Source organism: Modestobacter sp. DSM 44400, assembly GCF_900107175.1.
Classification (GTDB): Bacteria; Actinomycetota; Actinomycetes; order Mycobacteriales; family Geodermatophilaceae; genus Modestobacter.
This window is the reverse complement of the sequence record NZ_FNOZ01000009.1, coordinates 11,856-28,705: the sequence shown is the minus strand read 5'-3', so window position 1 is coordinate 28,705 and position 16,850 is coordinate 11,856. Positions and strand designations below refer to the sequence as shown.

General features: G+C 71.4%; 15 protein-coding genes. 2 read left to right on the top strand and 13 right to left on the bottom strand.

Translation table 11 applies throughout. The features are described 5' to 3' along the window. Nucleotides 1-12 precede the first annotated feature (12 nt). Together BLW04_RS08095 and BLW04_RS08090 are read left to right on the top strand one after the other, a co-directional pair. On the top strand, nucleotides 13-1,017 hold the full coding sequence (locus BLW04_RS08095; RefSeq protein ID WP_091538415.1) for a potassium channel family protein: 1,005 nt from the start codon (nucleotides 13-15) through the stop codon (nucleotides 1,015-1,017). A gap of 89 nt (nucleotides 1,018-1,106) precedes the next feature. After that, entirely contained in the window at nucleotides 1,107-2,399 is a 1,293-nt protein-coding gene (locus tag BLW04_RS08090; protein ID WP_175483950.1) for a DUF2254 family protein, read from the top strand. Nucleotides 2,400-2,428: 29 nt separating this feature from the next. On the opposite strand, the gene BLW04_RS08085 is transcribed toward BLW04_RS08090, so the two are convergent. The 13 genes from BLW04_RS08085 to BLW04_RS08025 all read right to left on the bottom strand — a co-directional run bounded on the left by BLW04_RS08085 (nucleotide 2,429) and on the right by BLW04_RS08025 (nucleotide 16,795). Next, the gene (locus BLW04_RS08085; RefSeq protein ID WP_091538409.1) at nucleotides 2,429-3,529 is read right to left on the bottom strand and encodes an enolase C-terminal domain-like protein; all 1,101 of its coding nucleotides are present in this window, start codon (nucleotides 3,527-3,529) and stop codon (nucleotides 2,429-2,431) included. Then, the gene (locus BLW04_RS08080; protein WP_217630910.1) at nucleotides 3,526-5,196 is read right to left on the bottom strand and encodes a GMC family oxidoreductase; all 1,671 of its coding nucleotides are present in this window, start codon (nucleotides 5,194-5,196) and stop codon (nucleotides 3,526-3,528) included. Before BLW04_RS08080 ends, BLW04_RS08085 begins: the two co-directional genes overlap by 4 nt. Beyond that, nucleotides 5,193-5,909 carry a gluconate 2-dehydrogenase subunit 3 family protein gene (locus BLW04_RS08075; RefSeq protein WP_091538406.1) on the bottom strand — a complete coding sequence of 239 codons (717 nt, stop codon included), beginning with the start codon at nucleotides 5,907-5,909 and terminating at the stop codon, nucleotides 5,193-5,195. Before BLW04_RS08075 ends, BLW04_RS08080 begins: the two co-directional genes overlap by 4 nt. 37 nt (nucleotides 5,910-5,946) lie before the next feature. Further along, nucleotides 5,947-6,426, bottom strand: a complete 480-nt coding sequence (locus BLW04_RS08070; RefSeq protein WP_217630909.1) for a hypothetical protein — start codon at nucleotides 6,424-6,426, stop codon at nucleotides 5,947-5,949. Nucleotide 6,427: 1 nt separating this feature from the next. Then, a complete protein-coding gene (locus BLW04_RS08065) occupies nucleotides 6,428-8,224 on the bottom strand; it encodes a thiamine pyrophosphate-requiring protein (protein ID WP_091538402.1) in 1,797 nt (598 codons plus the stop codon). Nucleotides 8,225-8,278: 54 nt separating this feature from the next. Further along, nucleotides 8,279-9,205, bottom strand: coding sequence for an aldose 1-epimerase family protein (locus BLW04_RS08060; RefSeq protein ID WP_175483949.1), 927 nt, complete (start codon nucleotides 9,203-9,205; stop codon nucleotides 8,279-8,281). A 13-nt stretch (nucleotides 9,206-9,218) separates the two neighbouring features. Beyond that, nucleotides 9,219-9,587 (bottom strand): hypothetical protein, encoded by a 369-nt coding sequence (locus tag BLW04_RS08055; protein WP_091538398.1) that lies wholly within the window; start codon nucleotides 9,585-9,587, stop codon nucleotides 9,219-9,221. Beyond that, nucleotides 9,584-10,588 (bottom strand): SDR family oxidoreductase, encoded by a 1,005-nt coding sequence (locus BLW04_RS08050; RefSeq protein WP_091538396.1) that lies wholly within the window; start codon nucleotides 10,586-10,588, stop codon nucleotides 9,584-9,586. Before BLW04_RS08050 ends, BLW04_RS08055 begins: the two co-directional genes overlap by 4 nt. 75 nt (nucleotides 10,589-10,663) lie before the next feature. After that, entirely contained in the window at nucleotides 10,664-12,451 is a 1,788-nt protein-coding gene (locus BLW04_RS08045) for a glycoside hydrolase family 15 protein (protein ID WP_091538394.1), read from the bottom strand. 40 nt (nucleotides 12,452-12,491) lie between these two features. Continuing rightward, on the bottom strand, nucleotides 12,492-13,526 hold the full coding sequence (locus tag BLW04_RS08040) for a glucose 1-dehydrogenase (RefSeq protein ID WP_217630908.1): 1,035 nt from the start codon (nucleotides 13,524-13,526) through the stop codon (nucleotides 12,492-12,494). 150 nt (nucleotides 13,527-13,676) lie between these two features. Then, nucleotides 13,677-14,054 (bottom strand): MarR family winged helix-turn-helix transcriptional regulator, encoded by a 378-nt coding sequence (locus BLW04_RS08035; protein WP_256375472.1) that lies wholly within the window; start codon nucleotides 14,052-14,054, stop codon nucleotides 13,677-13,679. Nucleotides 14,055-14,234: 180 nt separating this feature from the next. Continuing rightward, nucleotides 14,235-14,537: an STAS domain-containing protein gene (locus tag BLW04_RS08030; RefSeq protein ID WP_091538390.1), complete on the bottom strand. Its 303-nt coding sequence runs from the start codon at nucleotides 14,535-14,537 to the stop codon at nucleotides 14,235-14,237. 413 nt (nucleotides 14,538-14,950) lie between these two features. Continuing rightward, nucleotides 14,951-16,795 (bottom strand): phosphoenolpyruvate carboxykinase (GTP), encoded by a 1,845-nt coding sequence (locus BLW04_RS08025; RefSeq protein ID WP_254781171.1) that lies wholly within the window; start codon nucleotides 16,793-16,795, stop codon nucleotides 14,951-14,953. Nucleotides 16,796-16,850: the final 55 nt, after the last annotated feature.

Below are 16,850 nucleotides of genomic sequence, written 5' to 3'. Positions count from 1 at the left end.
CCGGGAGGGTGCATGTTCGGCACCGTCGCCCGAGAGCTGGCGGGCGTTGCCCTCGTCGTGCTGGTCCTCGCCGACGTGCTGGCCACCACGCTGACCCTCGGTGAGGGCTCCGGTCCACTGACCCGGCGGTTCCTGGGCCGGGCCTGGCGGGTAATGCTGCACCTGCACGGCCACCGGCGGTCGTCCCGGCTGCTGACCAACGCGGGATCGCTGTTGCTGGCCACGACCGTGCTGATCTGGGTGGTCGTGTTCTGGGCCGGGTGGTGGCTGGTCTTCCTGGGCGGCGGGGCCATCCACCAGGCCTCGACCGGCGCGCCGGCATCGGTCTTCGACGTCGCCTACTACGCCGGTTTCTCGGTCTCCACCCTCGGTGTGGGCGACTTCGTCGCCGACGCGCCGACGTGGCGGCTGCTCACCTCGGTGGCCAGCTTCAGCGGGCTCGTGGTCATCACCCTGGCCATCACCTACCTGCTGTCGGTGGTCTCCGCCGTCGTGTCCCGCCGAGCCCTGGCAACGCGCATCCACGCACTCGGCGACTCGGCCGGCGACATCGTCGCCCGGGGCTGGGACGGCGAAAACTTCAGCCCGCTGTTCGTGCAGCAACTGCTGAACCTGCCCCAAGAGCTCGCGGCGGTCGCCGAGCAACACCTGGCCTATCCGGTGCTCCAGTACTTCCGCAGCAGGTATGCAGCGACGTCGGCCCCCCTGGCGTTCGCGCGACTGGACGACGCCATGCTGCTGCTCGAAGCCGCCGTCGCAGCGTCGGCGCGCCCCTCCTCGGTGGCCGTCGCTCCCGTGCGCCGCGTCATCAACCGGTACGTCCAGACAGCGGGGGCCACCTCGGCGATCCGCAGGTCGGAGCCGCCCCCGCCGTCCCCCGCGCTGCACGCGCTGGTCGAAGCGGGCATCCCACTGGGTGACCCGGCCGACCTGGACCGGCGCGTCGCGGCCGACCGGACGCGCCGGCAGAAGCTGCGGCAACTCGTCCACGGGGACGGGCGATCGTGGGACGGGTGAGCGGCCGGTCGGCGGACGCGGGACGGCCCGTGGGAGACCAGGACGTGCCGGGCCGGCAACGGAACCGCTCCCGCCGGGCTCGAGGAAGCGTGCGGACCGACGTTCGACGCCTGGGTCGCGAATTCGCCGACCTGGCAGCCACGCCGCTGCTGATCGTGGGTGGGTTCGTGCTGCTCACCTCGGTCTCCCTGATCGCCGACCAGACGACGGGCATCCCCGCCCTCAACGGCCTCCGCAGCGCCGCCGGCCGGGTCATCGGCGCCGATGCCGCCGCGACGGCGCTGCAGGCGGTCGCGACCGGCCTGGTGACGATCACCTCCATCACCTTCTCCGTTCTGCTGCTGGCCGTTCAGCAGACGGCGTCCAACCTCTCGCCCGTGGTGTTCGACCAGTTCATCCGACGCAAGAGCAATCAGGCGTTCCTGGGCTTCTTCGTCGGCCTGGCGATCTTCTCCTACGTCGTCCTGGCCGCGGGGCAGGAGTCGACCCCGCCGATCCTCGGGGCCGCGCTGGCGACCGTCCTGACCGTCGTCGCGCTCCTGTCCCTGCTCCGGCTGGTCTACTCGACCATCAGTCAGATGCGGCCCACCAGTGTCATCCGGGCCATCCACGACCGGACCCTGACGGCCCGTGACAGGGAGGCGGTTCTGGTCCGTCGCACGATCCGGCAGAGCCGGAGCCCGCATCCGGTGCGGGCCCGGCAGACGTCGTCGGTGAGCGGTTACGTGACCCACCTGAGCCTGGAGGTCCTGGCGGCCGCGCTGGACTCCGCGCAGGACGCGGAGGTGTGCCTGCAGGTGACCGTCGGCGACCACATCGGCTACGGCGAGCTGCTGGCGACGGTCCGGGATGCCGATCCCGCCCGGGCGCAGCGGATTGCCGAGGCGGTGGCCGCTGCGATACACGTCACCGGCCAGCGGAACCTCGCCGACGACCCGACCACGGGGATCGACGAGCTGGGCAACATCGCCTGGACCAGCGGGTCGACGTCCAAGCAGAACCCGGAGATCGCCCGCGAGGCGACGCTGGCGCTGCGCGACCTGGCGCTGCGCTGGCTTCTCGACGACCCGGTCGACGAGCACGGGACGGACCATCCGCGGCTGGCGGTCGTCTACCGGGACAACGACCTCGACCGCATCCTCGACGTTCTGTACTCGATGTTCGTGGTGTCGCACGAGTCACACCAGCACATGCTTGCCGCCGACGTGCTGGACACCTATCGATCACTGCTGGACCGGGCGGACGGCCCGGTCGCCGACCGGCTGCTCAGGGACGTGGCCGTAGCGGAGCAGCTGCTGGACCAGGACCCGCCCTCACCGGTGCTCCGGCTGGCGCGCCGCTCCTTCGACCGCGCCCGGGCGGAGCGGGAGTCAGGGCAGTAGTCGAGGAAAACGGTGGGCGGTAGTCGGGCTCATCGGCCCGCCACCTGCCATCGGGATGCGTCCGGGCGCAGGGTCATGCCGTGACCGGGTCGGTCCGTCAGGTGCAGCGCACCGTCGGACACCTCCGGTGCCCCCTCGACCAGCTTTGGTTCGAGTCGGGCGTGGTCGACGAACCACTCGACGTGGCGCAGCCAGGGCAGCGCGGCGGCGACCGGTGCGTGCAGGGACGGCGCGCAGTGCCCGGAGACCTGCAACCCGGCGGCCGGGGCCAGGTCGGCGCACCGCAACCAGCCGGTGTAGCCGCCGCACCGGGTCACGTCGAGTTGCAGGCAGTCGACCGACGGCAGCATCCGGGCCGACTCCACGACGTCGCTCAGGTACTCCCCGGCAGCGATGTCACAGTCGAGGACGCCGCGCAGCAGGGCGAGGCCGGGCAGGTCGTCGCTGGACACGGGCTCCTCGAACCAAACCACGCCGAGCTCGTCCAGGACTGCTCCGACCCGGCGTGCCTGGCCGATGGAGTACCCGCCGTTGGCGTCGACCATCAGGTCCACGCCGTCACCGGCGAGCTCCCGCAGCTGCCGCACCCGGGTCAGGTCCCGGCCGAGCCGGGTGCCCCAGGACTCGCCGATCTTGATCTTCATCGCGGTGCACCCGGCCGCGCGCCAGCCGGCGACCTGCTGCTCGAGTTCCTCGTCGGACAGCGTGGTGAACCCGCCGGAGCCGTATACGGGCACGCTGTCGCGGACCTTTCCGAACAGGTCCACCAACGGCACGCCCAGCAGCCGGGCCTTGAGGTCCCACAGTGCTATGTCCACGGCGCTCAGCGCCTGGGCGAACAGCCCGCGGGTGCCGAGGTTGCGACCGGCGCGGTGCATCGCCGACCACGCGCCCGGCACATCGAGGGCGGCGCGCCCCGTTACGACCCCGGCCAGGTGCTGCCCAACGACCTCGGCTGCCGCCGGTGAGCTGTAGGTCCAGCCGAGACCGGTGCAGTCGCCGGCGTCCACCTCGACGGTCACGGCGGTGGTCGCGTTCCAGGTGAGCGTCCCGTCGCCCTCCTCGACGGGAGTGGGGAAGCGGTACACCGCCGTCCGGACGTCGGTCACCGTCGGTTCCGGTCGGTTCATCGCCGGGCTCCCTCGGTCAGCCCGGACCGGGCGCCGGCGGCGAGCCGGTCGGCGGCCCGTGCGGCGAGCGACATGATCGTCAACGCCGGGTTGGCCGATCCCTGGGTCGGCAGCACGCTGCCGTCGGTGATGTACAGATTCGGAACGGCAAAGGTCCGCAGGTCCGCGTCCACGACGCCGTCCTCGGGGCGCGCGGCCATCCGGGCACCGCCCACCAGGTGCGCGTACCGCTGCACGGTCATCACCTCACTCGCCCCGGCCGCGTGCAGGATCGCCTCCATCGACTTCTGGGCGGCCTGCATGAGCGCCTTGTCGTTGTCGCCCTTGCTGTAGGAGAAGTGCGCCACCGGCAGGCCGTGCCGGTCCTGCTCGTCGGCCAGGGTGACGCGGTTGTCGGCGTGCGGCAGGAACTCGCACAGCGCGCCCAGAGTCGACCAGTGCACGTAGTCGCGCATGTACTCCCGCAGCACCGAGCCCCAGTGCCCCTGTGCGGTCACGTGCTCCGACCAGGTGATCGGCAGCGGGCTGACGGTCTGGATCGACCAGCCGCGCTTGTACGGCTTGGTGGGATCGGTCTCGTAGAACTGCTCGCTGCTGACCTCCGGGGGTGGACCCTTGTACATCCGGATCTCGGACTCGAAACGGCCGGCCGTCTGCGGTGCCCCCTGCACCATCAGGTAGCGGCCGACCTGGTCGAAGTCGTTGGCCAGCCCGTCGGGGAAGCGCGTGCTCGCCGACAGCAGCAGCAACCGCGGCGTCTCGATGCTGTACCCGGCGACGGCGACCATCCGCGCCCGCTGCCGGTACTCCAGCCCGCCGTGCAGGTAGGTCACCCCGGTGGCCCGCCCGGTGGTGTCGTCGACCAGGACCCGGGACACGTGGCTGGAGGACCGGATCTCCGCGCCGTGCGCCAGGGCGTCGGGCACGTGGGTGATCAGCGGGCTGGCCTTGGCGTTGACCTTGCAGCCCTGCAGGCAGAAGCCGCGGTAGATGCAGTGCGGCCGGTTACCGAAGCGTCCGTTCGGAATGGCGACGGGGCCGACCCGGGCCTCGATCCCGGCCGCGGCAGCCCCGCGCAGGAAAATGTCGCCGTTGCCGCTCACCGGGTGGGCGTGATGCGGGTAGTCGTGCGGGTCGCCCCACGGCCAGTGCTGACCGGCGACCGGCAGCTCCTGCTCGATCTGCTCGTAGTAGGGCCGCAGGTCGGCATAGTCGATCGGCCAGTCGGCCCCCACCCCATCCGTCGTCCGGGTGCGGAAGTCCGAGGGGTGGAACCGCGGGACGTAGCCGGCGAAGTGCACCATCGACCCGCCGACGCCGCGACCGGAGTTGTTGGAGCCCAGGGGCACCGGATCGGCACCACCGATCTGGCGGGGTTCGGTCCAGTACAGGGTGTGCGAGCCGCGCTCGTCGCTGACCCAGTCGGCGTCGGGGTCCCAGAAGGGGCCGGCGTCCAGGCACACGACCTTCCAGCCCGCTCGGGCCAGCCGCTGGGTGAGCACGCTGCCACCGGCACCGGCCCCGACGACCACCAGGTCGACCTCCTCGTCGAGGTCGTAGCGGCGCATGTCCGCGCGCAGCCGGTGGTCGGTGCGGGAGCCGTCGTTGGGCAGCAGCCACGCCGACTCGTTGCGACTGCGGATGGCCGAGTCGTCCGTGCCCCTCACGACCCGCCCTCCAGCCGGGAATCCAGGAGGCGACTGCGCGCCGTCCGGAACTGCTCGACCGTGCGGGTGGAGGTAACCGGGTCGGTGCCGTCCGCGTCGGCCACCTCGAAGGGCTCCCGGGAGTCGATCCCGAGGTTCTTATAGCCGCGCGGATAGGCCGGGCCCGGGAACCCCATCTCGTTCCACGCCCAGGGATGGGAGTAGAAGGCGGCACACCCGTAGCGGGTCCACAGGCTCCAGACGCGGTGCGCCGGCAGGCCCCGCCACTGCTGCGCGTCGGCGCCCAGGTCCTGGACCCGCTGGACGATCGCCGCGCGGTTCCCGTGCTCCAGTCGGGCGAACGCCGTTCCGGCGACGTCCTGGGCGTCGGCGTCCAGGGCGGCGAGGGTCTGTCGCCACGCCTCGGCGTCCTGGGGCATGTCGTCGTAGTGCCAGCCGTCGGTCTCTCCGGCGGCCAGGCGCGCGTCGATCATGGCCACCACGGGCACCCGTGGTTCGTCGTCCTGGGCGAACAGCAGGTCCGTCAGCGCGGTGGCGGCGCCGTCCTCCGCCAGGCTGAAGAACGACAGGTCGGTGGTGGGGGCCAGTCGGGCCAGCACGACGCCGGCGGTGACGTCGTCCCAGCGGTGCACCTCTTCCAGGACGTCGAAGCCGGGGAACCGGCCGCGCCCCTGCGGTGTGACGGCCCGTTGATTGGGTGCGCGGTAGGGCATCAGGCCTGTCCCCTCATGCCTTGTCCCTCCCGGCGGATCATGCCTTGTCCTCCCGGCGGAGCACCGCAGCCAGCAGCCCCATGCCGCCGACGAGGCTGGCGAGCAGCGGCGCGAACAGCGGCGGCCCCATCTCCATGTTGTAGGCGGCCATGGACCACCCCCCGGGCTTCTGGGCGATTCCGCGCGCGTGTAGGTAGGTGCCCTGCAGACCGTTCGCCACGATCGCCGCCGAGCTGAGCGGCAGCACCGTCTTGGCGGCCCGCTTGGAGAACACCGCGGCGATGCCGGCCGGGATCGCGGTCGGCAGGATGGCGATCGGCCACCACATCATCTTGTTGCCGAAGCTGGCGGAGTCGTGCTCGGTGTAGATCTCCGCGGCGGTGATCGCTGCGCCGACCGCGGTGAGCGCGGCCAGGCTCTGCTCGAACCGCCCGGTGCGGACGTCGCGGAGTATGCGGTCCAGCAGGTGGTCCGACTGTGCCGGCGGTGTCCGGGTGAGAAACATCGGGGGTCGCACGTCAGTCGCCGTCCTTAGTGCCGGGCAGGTACTGCTGCACCTTCTGCTTGATGCCCTGCTTGATGAACCCGGCCGAGTCCTCGTCGCCGTGCAGGACTGCCGAGGCCACCGACTTCACCTCGGCGAACGTCGCGTGCGGGGGAATCGGCGGGACGTCCGGGTCGGTGCGGATGTCCAGCAGCGTCGGGCGGTCGGCGGCCAGTGCGGCTTCCCAGGCCGGCCCGACCCCGTCGGCGGTGTCGACGTTGATGCCCTGCAGACCCAGCGACCGGGCGAACGCGGCGTAGTCCACGTCGGGCAGGCTCTGGGACTCCGTGAACTTGGGGGAGCCGGCCATCGCCCGCATCTCCCAGGTCACCTGGTTGAGGTCGTCGTTGTGCAGAACGGCGACGATCAGCCGGGGATCGGCCCACTGCCGGTAGTACTTCGCGATGGTGATGTGCTCGGCCAGGCCGTTCATCTGCATGGCCCCGTCACCGACCAGGGCGATCGCGGGCCGGTCCGGATGCGCCCACTTGGCCCCGATCGCGTACGGCACGCCGGGGCCCATCGTGGCCAGGTTCCCGGACAACGAACCGAGCACCCCTTCGCGCATCTTGAGGTGCCGGGCGTACCAGTTGGCGGCGCTGCCGGAGTCACTGGAGACGATGGCGTTGCTGGGCAGCCGCTCGGAGAGCTCGTGCACCACCCGCATCGGGTTGATCGGGTCGGCGTCGGTCATCGCCCGCCGTTGGGCGGTCTGCCACCAGTCGGTGACGTTCGACTCGACCTGCTCGCGCCAGCTGCGGTCGGACTTCCGCTGCAGCAGCGGGATCAGCGCCTGCAACGTGGCCTTGGCGTCGCCGACCAGGTTGAGCTCGTAGGGGTAGCGCATGCCGATCCACGCACCGGAGTGGTCGATCTGCACGGCCCGCGCCTGGTCCAGCGGCGGATAGAACTGGGTGTAGGGAAAGTTTGAGCCGACCGTCAGCAGGGTGTCGCAGTCCATCATCAGCTTGTAGCTGGCCGTGGTGCCGAGCAGCCCGATCGACCCGGTCACCCAGGGCAGGGTGTCGGGGAGCACGTCCTTGCCGAGCAGGGCCTTGGCAGCGCCCGCGCCCAGCAGGTCGGCGACCTGGGTCAGCTCCGCGGCGCAGCCCCGGGCGCCCTGGCCCACGAGCATCGCCACCTTGCCGCCGGCGTTGAGAATCTCGGCCGCGCCCCGGATCGCCTGGTCGTCGGGCTGCACGACCGGGCGGGCGAGCCCCAGGCTGGAGGGCACCTGCTTGAACGCGTGACCCGGCGGCGTGTACTCCAACTCGAGCACGTCGGAGGGGAAGATCAGGCAGGTCGGGGCCGAGGCGCTGATCGCGATCCGGATGGCCCGGTCGATCAGGTTCGGCAGCTGGTCGGGCACCGTGCACATCTGCACGTAGTCGCTGCAGACGTCCTTGAACAGGCTTATCAGGTCGATCTCCTGCTGATAGGAGCCACCCATGGCCGAGCGCGCCGTCTGACCCACGATCGCTACGACGGGGACGTGGTCCAGCTTGGCGTCGTAGAGACCGTTCAGCAGGTGCACCGCGCCCGGGCCGCTGGTCGCCGCACAGAAGCCGACCTTCCCGCTGTACTTGGCGTACCCGACGGCCTCGAAGGCGGCCATCTCCTCGTGCCGGGCCTGGACGAACTGCGGCTTGTCCTCTGCCCGTCCCCACGCGGCGAGCAGGCCGTTGATGCCATCGCCGGGAAAGCCGAACACCTGCGGTACGTCCCACGCGCGGAGCCGCTCGAGGATCACGTCAGCGACGGTCTGGGCCATGAGGACCTCCCCTTAGTTGTCGTAGACCAACTGTTGCACGGATGGCCGCTCGTGTCAGGTGCACGTCGGCTCCAGTCGCAGCCCCCAGGTGGCCGTGTGCGTCTCCCCGGGCGCCAGTCGGACGAGTCCGTCGCCGGTGCGGAAGGCGTTGGGAGCGGCGGTCATGGGTTCGGCGCCCAGGCCGCGGCGGCGCTGGTCGGTCTGCGGAAGAGAGTCGCCGGTGAAGAGCTCGAGGTAGGGGTAGGCGCCGTCCACCCACAGCGTGGTGGTCCACCCGTCGGGGCGCCGGGTGGTCAGCCGGGCGCCACCGTCCGAGCCCCGGGTCAGGTCGGTGAACGCCGTGTCCAGCTTCAGGTCGCCCAGCCGGCGCGGCGTGCGCAGGTCGTGGTCGGTGCCCTCGACGGACGCCCGCCCGATGGGTATCCCGCGGTCGTCGGTCGGATACCAACTGTCGGCCGGCAACTGGACCTCCAGGCCGTCGATGGTGCCGGTGCCCGGGCTGAGGTAGGGATGCGCGCCCGTCGCGTACGGGCAGTCGGTGTCCCCGACGTTGGTGCTGCGGGTCTCCACGCTGAGGCCGTGCGCACCCAGCCGGTAGGTGATGTCCGAGCGCAGTGCATAGGGATAGCCCGGCCGGGGCGCCAGGTGGTGACCGAGCCGCAGGCTCATACCGGTCGCGTGCACCAGGTGCCAGTCGGCCCAGCGGGTCAGCCCGTGGATCGCGTTGGAGGACCCCGGTTCGGTGAGCGGCAACTGCTGCTCGTTGCCGTCGAACTCGTACCGGCCGTCCTCGATCCGGTTGGGCCACGGCACGAAGGTCTGCCCCCGCGCACCGGTGCACATCTCGTCGGCAGCGAACCCGTCGAGCACCTCCGTGCCACCGACGCGATAGCTGCGCAGGCCGCCCCCGACCTCGGTGACGATGACCTTCTGGTCCCCGACCTCCAGGGTGAACTGCTTGCCCGACGGTGGTGCCTGCACGGTGCTCTCCTCCTCAGGTCCGCGAAGCAGCCGGAGCGGTCGCCAGCCCCAGGACGGCCGACGCGGTGGCGGACACGGCGCTGACCGTGGCCACCCGGCGCTGCCGCGGCCAGTGGAGGGCGGCAGCGACCATGCTGGCGGCGTGCAGGCCGTCCACGACGACCCCCAGCAGGACCAGTCGGCGGGTCGGTGCGGTGAAGACGACCAGCTGCTGGAGGACCACGCGGGCGCCCAGCAGTCGTACCACCCAGCTGGGTGGTCGCACCGGACCGGACGCCACCGCGGTCACGACCTCGCCCGGCGCGACCACCAGGGCCAGGTTCGCCGCGCCCAGCACGACGGCGAGGGTCCGGGTCGCCGTCCGCCTGCCCGACCCGCTCATCGCCGCCGCCGCAGGAGCGTGGCCGCCCCGGCGACCGCCGCGGTTCCCACGGCGGCCAGCGTGCCGTGGTGCCGGCTGGCCCAGACCTGCGGGTCGCGGGTCCAGGCCCCCTGGCTGAAGCGTCCGTCCGCGCCGAAGTCGTGCCCGTCCTTGCCGTCAGCCGGGTCCCACAGGTTCTGCGGGTCGTCCGGACCGGCGTCGGTGCTGGTCTGCTGGCCGGAGATGCCGGTCCGGGCCAGGTACCAGTCGAGGAAGGCGGGGGCGACCTTGTTGCCCAGGATCGTGTAGACGGTGGGGATGCCGACCCACCAGGCGCGGCGCCCCGGGTGCTCCGCGGCCCACACCATCGAGGTGGCCACGAACTCGGGGGAGTAGATGGGCGCCACCGGTTGCGGGCGCTTGGGGAGCTTGTTGAGCACCCAGTCGAACTGGGGGGTGTTGACCCCGGGCATGTTGACCATCGTCACGTGCACGTTGCTGCCGTCGTGCTTCAACTCGGTGAGCAGCGACTCGGTGAAGCCCAGGATGGCGTGCTTGGCGCCGCAGTAGACGCTCTGCAGCGGGATGCCCCGGTATGCCAGCGCCGACCCGGTCTGCACGATCACGCCGCGGTCGCGCGGCTTCATCCGGCGCAGCGCGGCCATCGTGCCGTGCACGAAGCCGAGATAGGTAACCTGCGTGACCCGGGCGTACTCGGCGGCACTGATGTCGGAGAACCGCGCGAAAACCGAGGTGAACGCCACGTTGCACCACACGTCGATCGGGCCGAGTTCGACCTCGACCCGGTCGGCGGCGGCCTCCACGGCGTCGGCGTCGGCCACGTCGACCGGCACGACGAGCGGTGTGCCCCCCGCCGCGCGGACGTCGTCCGCCGCAGCGGACAGCCCCACCTCGCCGCGGGCGAGGAGGGCGACCTTGTCACCCCGCCTGGCGAACGCGACGGCGGTCGCCCGCCCGATCCCGCCGCTGGCGCCGGTCACCACGACGACCTGTGGGCTCATGTGTTCGCCTTTCGGATGCAGATGCTTGGCACATGACAAGTGTGCGCGCCCGTCGGCCCGTTCGCAGGTCGGCGGCTATCCGTCGTCGGTCCGGCGGCTGGAACCGCTCAGCTGGCAGGCGCTGTTGACCAGCCCGACGTGGCTGAACGCCTGCGGGGTGTTGCCGACCTGCCGGCCGGCCTGGGTGTCGTACTCCTCGCTCAGCAGACCAAGGTCGTTGCGCAGGCTCAGCAGTCGCTCGAACAGTGCGCGGGCCTGGTCCTCGCGGCCGATCATGCTCAGCGCGTCGGCGAGCCAGAAGCTGCAGGCCAGGAACGCGCCCTCGTGTCCGGGGAGCCCGTCGACGCCGCCGTCGGTATCCGGGCGGTACCGCAACAGGAGGCCGTCCTCGCTCAGCTCCCTCTGCACGGCCTCGACGGTCCCGACGATCCGCGGATCGGTCGGCTCCAGGAACCCAACCCGCGGGAGCAGCAGCAGGGCGGCGTCCAGGCCGGTGGAGCCGTAGAACTGGGTGAAGGTGCCGCGGTCGGCGTCGTAGCCCTTCGCGCACACGTCGTCGTGTATCTCCTGGCGCAACTGCCGCCAACGGTCGACCGGGCCCTCGAGACCGAACCGCTCGACCGCCTGGACCCCGCGGTCGACCCCCGCCCAGGCCATCACCTTGGAGTGCACGAACGGCCGCCGCGGGCCGCGGACCTCCCAGAGGCTGTTGTCCGGTTCGTCCCAGGCACCCTCGAGGAAGTCCAGCAGCGCCTTCTGCAGTGACCAGGCGTCCTCGTTGGGGGCCAGGCCCGACGTCCGCGAGTAGTGCAGGCCATCGAGGACCTCGCCCCACACGTCCAGCTGGAACTGCGAGGCCGCGGCGTTTCCGACCCGGACGGGTGAGGAGTCGGCGTAGCCGGAGAGCCAGGGGAGTTCGTACTCCGGTATGCGGCGGGAACCGTCGAGGGCGTACATGATCCGCAGGTCGGCGGGGTCGCCGGCGACGGCACGCAAGAGCCATTCCCGCCACGCGCGCGCCTCCTTCTCGTACCCGGTGCCCAGCAGTGCCTGCAGGGTGAAGGTCGCATCGCGCAGCCAGCAGTAGCGGTAATCCCAGTTGCGCGACCCACCGAGGTCCTCGGGGAGCGACGTGGTTGCGGCGGCCACGATGCCACCGGTGGGCGTGTAGGTCAGGGCTTTGAGGGTGAGCAGCGAGCGGTGGACGCCCTCGGCCCACTGGCCGTGGTAGTTCGACCGGGCCATCCAGTCGGTCCAGAAGCTCTCGGTCGTGGACAGCGCGTCCTCGGCGTCGACCGGATCGGGTCGCGGCAGGTGCGAGGCCGTGTAGGTGAGCACGAAGGGCACCCGGTCCCCGGCGGCCACCTCGAACTCGGCATGTGTGGTCCTGTCCCGGCCCTCCAGCTGCACCGGGGTGCGCAGCCAGACGGCGTCCGGTCCGGCCACGGCGGCGAGGTCGCCGTCCAGGTGGCGGACCCACGGCACGATGTGGCCGTAGTCGAAGCGGAGGGTGAGGTCCATCCGCATGGGCACCCGACCCGAGACCCCCTCCACGATCCGGACGACGTCGGCCGCCTCGCCCCGAGGGGGCATCAGGTCCAGCACCCGCACGGTGCCCTCGGCGGTCTCCCAGGTGGTCTCCAGGATGAGCGTCTCGCCGCGGTACCGGCGGCGGGTGCAGTTGCCGCCGGCGGACGGCGCGAGCAGCCACCGCCCGTTCGACTCGTCGCCCAGCAGTGCCGCGAAACAGGCCCCCGAGTCGAACCGGGGCAGGCTCAGCCAGTCGATGGAGCCATCACGGCCCACGAGGGCCGCGGTCTGCAGGTCACCGATCAGTCCGTAGTCCTCGATCGCTCCGGCCATCAATGTGTCCTCTCTGTGGTCGTCGGTGGAGGCGGCTGCCTCATTGCAGGTCGAGCACGACCTTCACGTCGCCGTCGCGGGACTCGAAGGCCTCGGCGAAGGACTCCAGCGGGACCCGGCGGGACACCAGCCGGGCCAACCAGGCGGGGTCGGCCGCGGCGAGGGCGTCGGCGGCCAGCCCGTAGTGGCGGAGGTTGGCGTTGACGGACCCGAACACCACGTCGTTCTCCAGCACGATCGAGCGGTTCAGGCCACCGGCGTCCACGGACACCGAGCGGCCCGGGGTGGAGACGCCGGTCAGGCAGACGATGCCGTAGGACGCGGTGTTCGCCATCGCGGCGACGACCAGCGGGGCAACGCCGGTCGCCTCGATCACGACGTCGGGCCGGCCACCGGCCACCGCCGCGTCGAAGCCGTCGCAGTGGTAGGTGGCGCCGAGGTCGGCGACCAGTCCGGGCTTGGGCCCGTTCCGGACCTGGTCCAGCACGTGCACCTCCAGCCCGCGCTGCCGGCCCAGCATCGCGGCGAGCAGGCCGATCGGGCCGGCGCCGGTCACGAGGACGCGCTCGGGCTCGAACCACGACCGGCTGCCGATGCGCTCGATCTCGTCCCAGGCCTTGGCGACGACGCTCGTCGGCTCGACCAGCACGCCGGCGTTCCCGAGGTCAGGGGAGAGCCGGACGGCGAAGTCCGGCGCCAGGCACCAGGAGCCGCTTGCGTAGCCGTCGAGCTGCTTGATGCCGCGCTCGGTGTACCGGCCGTTGCGGCACATGTCGAACGCTCCGTGGGCGCACGCCCCGCAGGGCACGGGATCCGGGCGCCGCACCACACCGACGACGAGGTCGCCGGTCTCGAAACCCGAGCCGTCGGGAGCCTGCCGCACCCGGCCCAGGGACTCGTGTCCGAGGACCAGTCGCCGCCTGCCGGGAGGGGCCCAGCCGTACTCGCCCCCGGCGATCTCCTTGTCGGTGCCGCAGACGCCGACCGCAAGGCCGTCGACCAGCAGCTCGCCGGGGCCCGGTTGCGGGTCGTCGACCTCTTCGACGGCAAGTGACCCAGCTGTTCCGGGGAGCACAGTGAGCGCGCGGATGGGAGCCTCCGTAGATCGAGGGGGGCGCTGGGCCGCCGGCAGGGCCAGTGCCGGTGCCGGACGCTCGCCGGATACCAATTCTCCGGGGCGGTGAAACCCGGCGCCCTGCACCCGAGCGGGGCCAGGACGCGCGGATCAGACGTCCTGCAGTGGGGTTCCCGTGGCAACCAGGTCGCCCAGCGCATCGATCACCGCGGCGCGCCGGCGGCCGGGCAACTGATCCAGGCGCTGGCGCAGTGCCTGCAGGCGGAGGTCGTCGTAGCGAGACAAGAGGTCGCGCCCCTGCGGGGTGAGGCTGAGGCTGATCTCCCGACGGGTCACCTCCGAGGGACGGCGGTCGACGAGCCCCGCGCCGACGAGCCGATCGACCAGACGGCTCGCCGTAGACACGGTGACGCCCATGCCCTCGCTGAGTCGCAGCAGGTTCGCACCGCCGACATCGTCGATCACGGTCAGTGCCCGCAACTGCACCAATGACACCGGACCCAGCTGGTCGGCTGCCCGGACGGACATCCCGACGATCGCGCGCGCTGCTCTCACGAGGACGTCGTACTCGGACGCCGCTACGCTCGGTCCGGCCTCGGTCATCCAGCAGTCCCTTCGGCGGTGCGCTCAGGGCAACAGGTGCAGCAGTCTATGTGTTCGCTGAGCTCCGACCCCGGGCATCCTGGGGTCGCGCGCGGCCGAGCCGGTTCAGAGTCCGGCGCCCATGTCGCGCGGCACGTGCTGCAACAGAAGTCGGTTGCCGTGGTCGGCCATGGTGGCGCACAGCTCGCGCAGGACGCGCAGGCCATCGGCGTCGGCGACCTGCACGTGCTCCAGGTCGAGGAGGACGGTCGAGTGACCCATTCGGCACAGCCCCTCCACGGTGCCGCGCAGCAGGTCCGCGCCCTGGGGCGTCAGCTGCCCGCTGGCGGTCACCGTGCCGGTGACCCCGTTGACCACTTCGGTCAACGCCGACTCCGTCGATGGTCGCCGGGTGTGGATCGAGGTCATCTGGTCCTCCGGGGGGCTGCGGTCCGGGGCGCCGGTCGGGGGACGACGCGCCCTGACTGTTGCACTAAGCCAACGGTAGTTCAAGGCAGGCGACGCCGCGCGGTCATCGGGCGTGGGATTGCCGGACCTTCTCCCGGCTGCCCAAGGCGGCTCAGCGCGCCCGACGTCCGCCGCGTCGCCATCCGGTCCGTACCGGAAGTCGACGACGGCCACGGCCACCGCCCCGGATAGGCCAGCGGCCCGGTCGCGATCGTCGGGCTGCTCGCGACGGGACCCGCCGCTGCCGCTGATGTCACGGCAGAACTCCGCCCGGACACGCGCGGTCCCCTGTCCCGGGACACCTGTGAGAGGCGCCGGGGACAGGGGACCTGGTCCTGCGAGTACCTACCCGAACGGCTGCGGTTGCCGGGCGGTCACTGGTCCTGGGCGTCGAGAGCGGCGGCCACGCGGCGGTGCGCTGCCCAGATCTCCTCCGGCAGCCCCTCGAAGTGGGACAGGTGCTCCTCCCGGTGCGTGATCTCCTGCTGCCAGCGCGCCGTGTCGATGGTGAGCAGCTTGTCGAGGTCGCCGGGGCGCATGTCCACGCCGGTGAGGTCGAGCTCCTCCTCGGTCGGGATGATCCCGACGGGCGTCTGCCTGCCGGTCACCTCGCCGTTCCGGAGCTGGATGAGCCACAGGAGGGGACGTAGGTTGTCCCGGTACCCCGGCCACAGGAAGTGCCCGTCGTCCGGGTCCCGCTGGAACCAGTTGACGTGGGCAAAGATCGGCTGATCGGTCGCGGCGCCGATGATCTTCAGCCAGTGGGCGGCGTAGGCGCCTTCCGGATAGGCCATGAACGGGCGCATCGACATGGGGTCGTACCGCAAGACGCCTTCGGTGCCCTCCGCGGCGAACGTGGCCTCGGCGCCCAGGGTGAGTCCGTCGTACACGCCTTCGGCCAGGTCGGGAATGGCCCGGACGAGCGGCTCCCGGTCGCGGGTCCGGCCACCGAAGATGATGGCGTCGATCGGGACGCCCTTGGGGTTCTCGTAGTCGGGCGCAATGTTGGGGACGTTGGCCAGCGTGGTGGTGAACCGGCTGTTCGGGTGCGCCCAGGGGGCGTCCTTGCTGCCCTCCGGTCGCTCGGAGATCAGTTCACCGGTCCAGTCGCGCCAGCCCGTGAGGTCGGCCGGCGGCTCGGGCGTCTTGCCCTCCCACCAGACGTCCTCGGCGTCCGCGTTGTAGGCGACGTTGGTGAAAATCGTGCCGGTGCCTTCGGCGATGGCGTCGACCGCGGTCGGGTTGGTGACCTCGTTGGTGTCCTTGGCTACGCCGAACGCACCGAACTCGGGGTTGATCGCGTAGACCCGGCCGTCGTCGGGGTCGACGCGCAGCCAGGCGATGTCGTCGCCGTAGAAGTCGACCCGGTAGCGGTCGCCCAGGGCATCGGGGGCCAGCATCATGGCGAGGTTCGTCTTGCCCGACGCGCTTGGGAAGCCGCCGCAGATGTGGTACTTGCGGCCGGTCTCCTTGTCGGTGATCCCGAGCAGCATGAACTGCTCGGACAGGAACTCTCCTGATGCCCATCCGTCGTAGGTCGCCTGACGCAGACCGTGGGCGATCTTGCCCAGCAGCGCGTTGCCGCCGTAGGAGGACCCGTAGTGCAGGATGGTCCGCTCGTCGGCGACGGTGACGAAGTAGCGCTGGTCGTCCGCGGTGCCGTGGCCGAGGGTGTCCAGGTCGCCGGTGACGTGCACCGCGCGGACGAAGCTGTCCGGGTCGGCGAGGTCGTTGATGTGCCCCACCCCGACCCGGGCCATGCGGATCATGTGCAGGACGACCGTGCGGCTGTCGGTCAGCTCGACGCCGGCCGCGTATGCCTCCAGCGGCGAGCCGGGCGGCGCCATCAGGTACGGAACGACGTACATCGTCTTGCCCGCCGACGCCCCGCGCATCCGCTCCTCGAGCAGGGGCCGCATCTCCGAAGCCGGGCGCCAGTTGTTGTAGACGCCCTTGTCGGCGGGGTTGTTGGTGGCGACGACGGTGCGCTCCTCGGAGCGGGCGGTGTCCTTGGGGTGGCTGCGCGAGTAGTAGCGGCCCTCGCCGGCGGGGAGCAGCTCACCGGCGTCCACCGCCTCCCGCAGCAGCCGGGCGTCGTCGGAGGCGTTGATCACCTCGAGCCGGTCGGCGCCGGTCAGTTCGGCCCAATGGTGGACGTAGTCGCGGACGTGGGTGTTCTTCAGTCCTGCTTCGTCGAGCACGGCGTCCAAGGCGGCCACGACCCACTTCCTCTCACTGAGCACTCCCGGACCGTGCCACCCGTCTCGAGCGCGA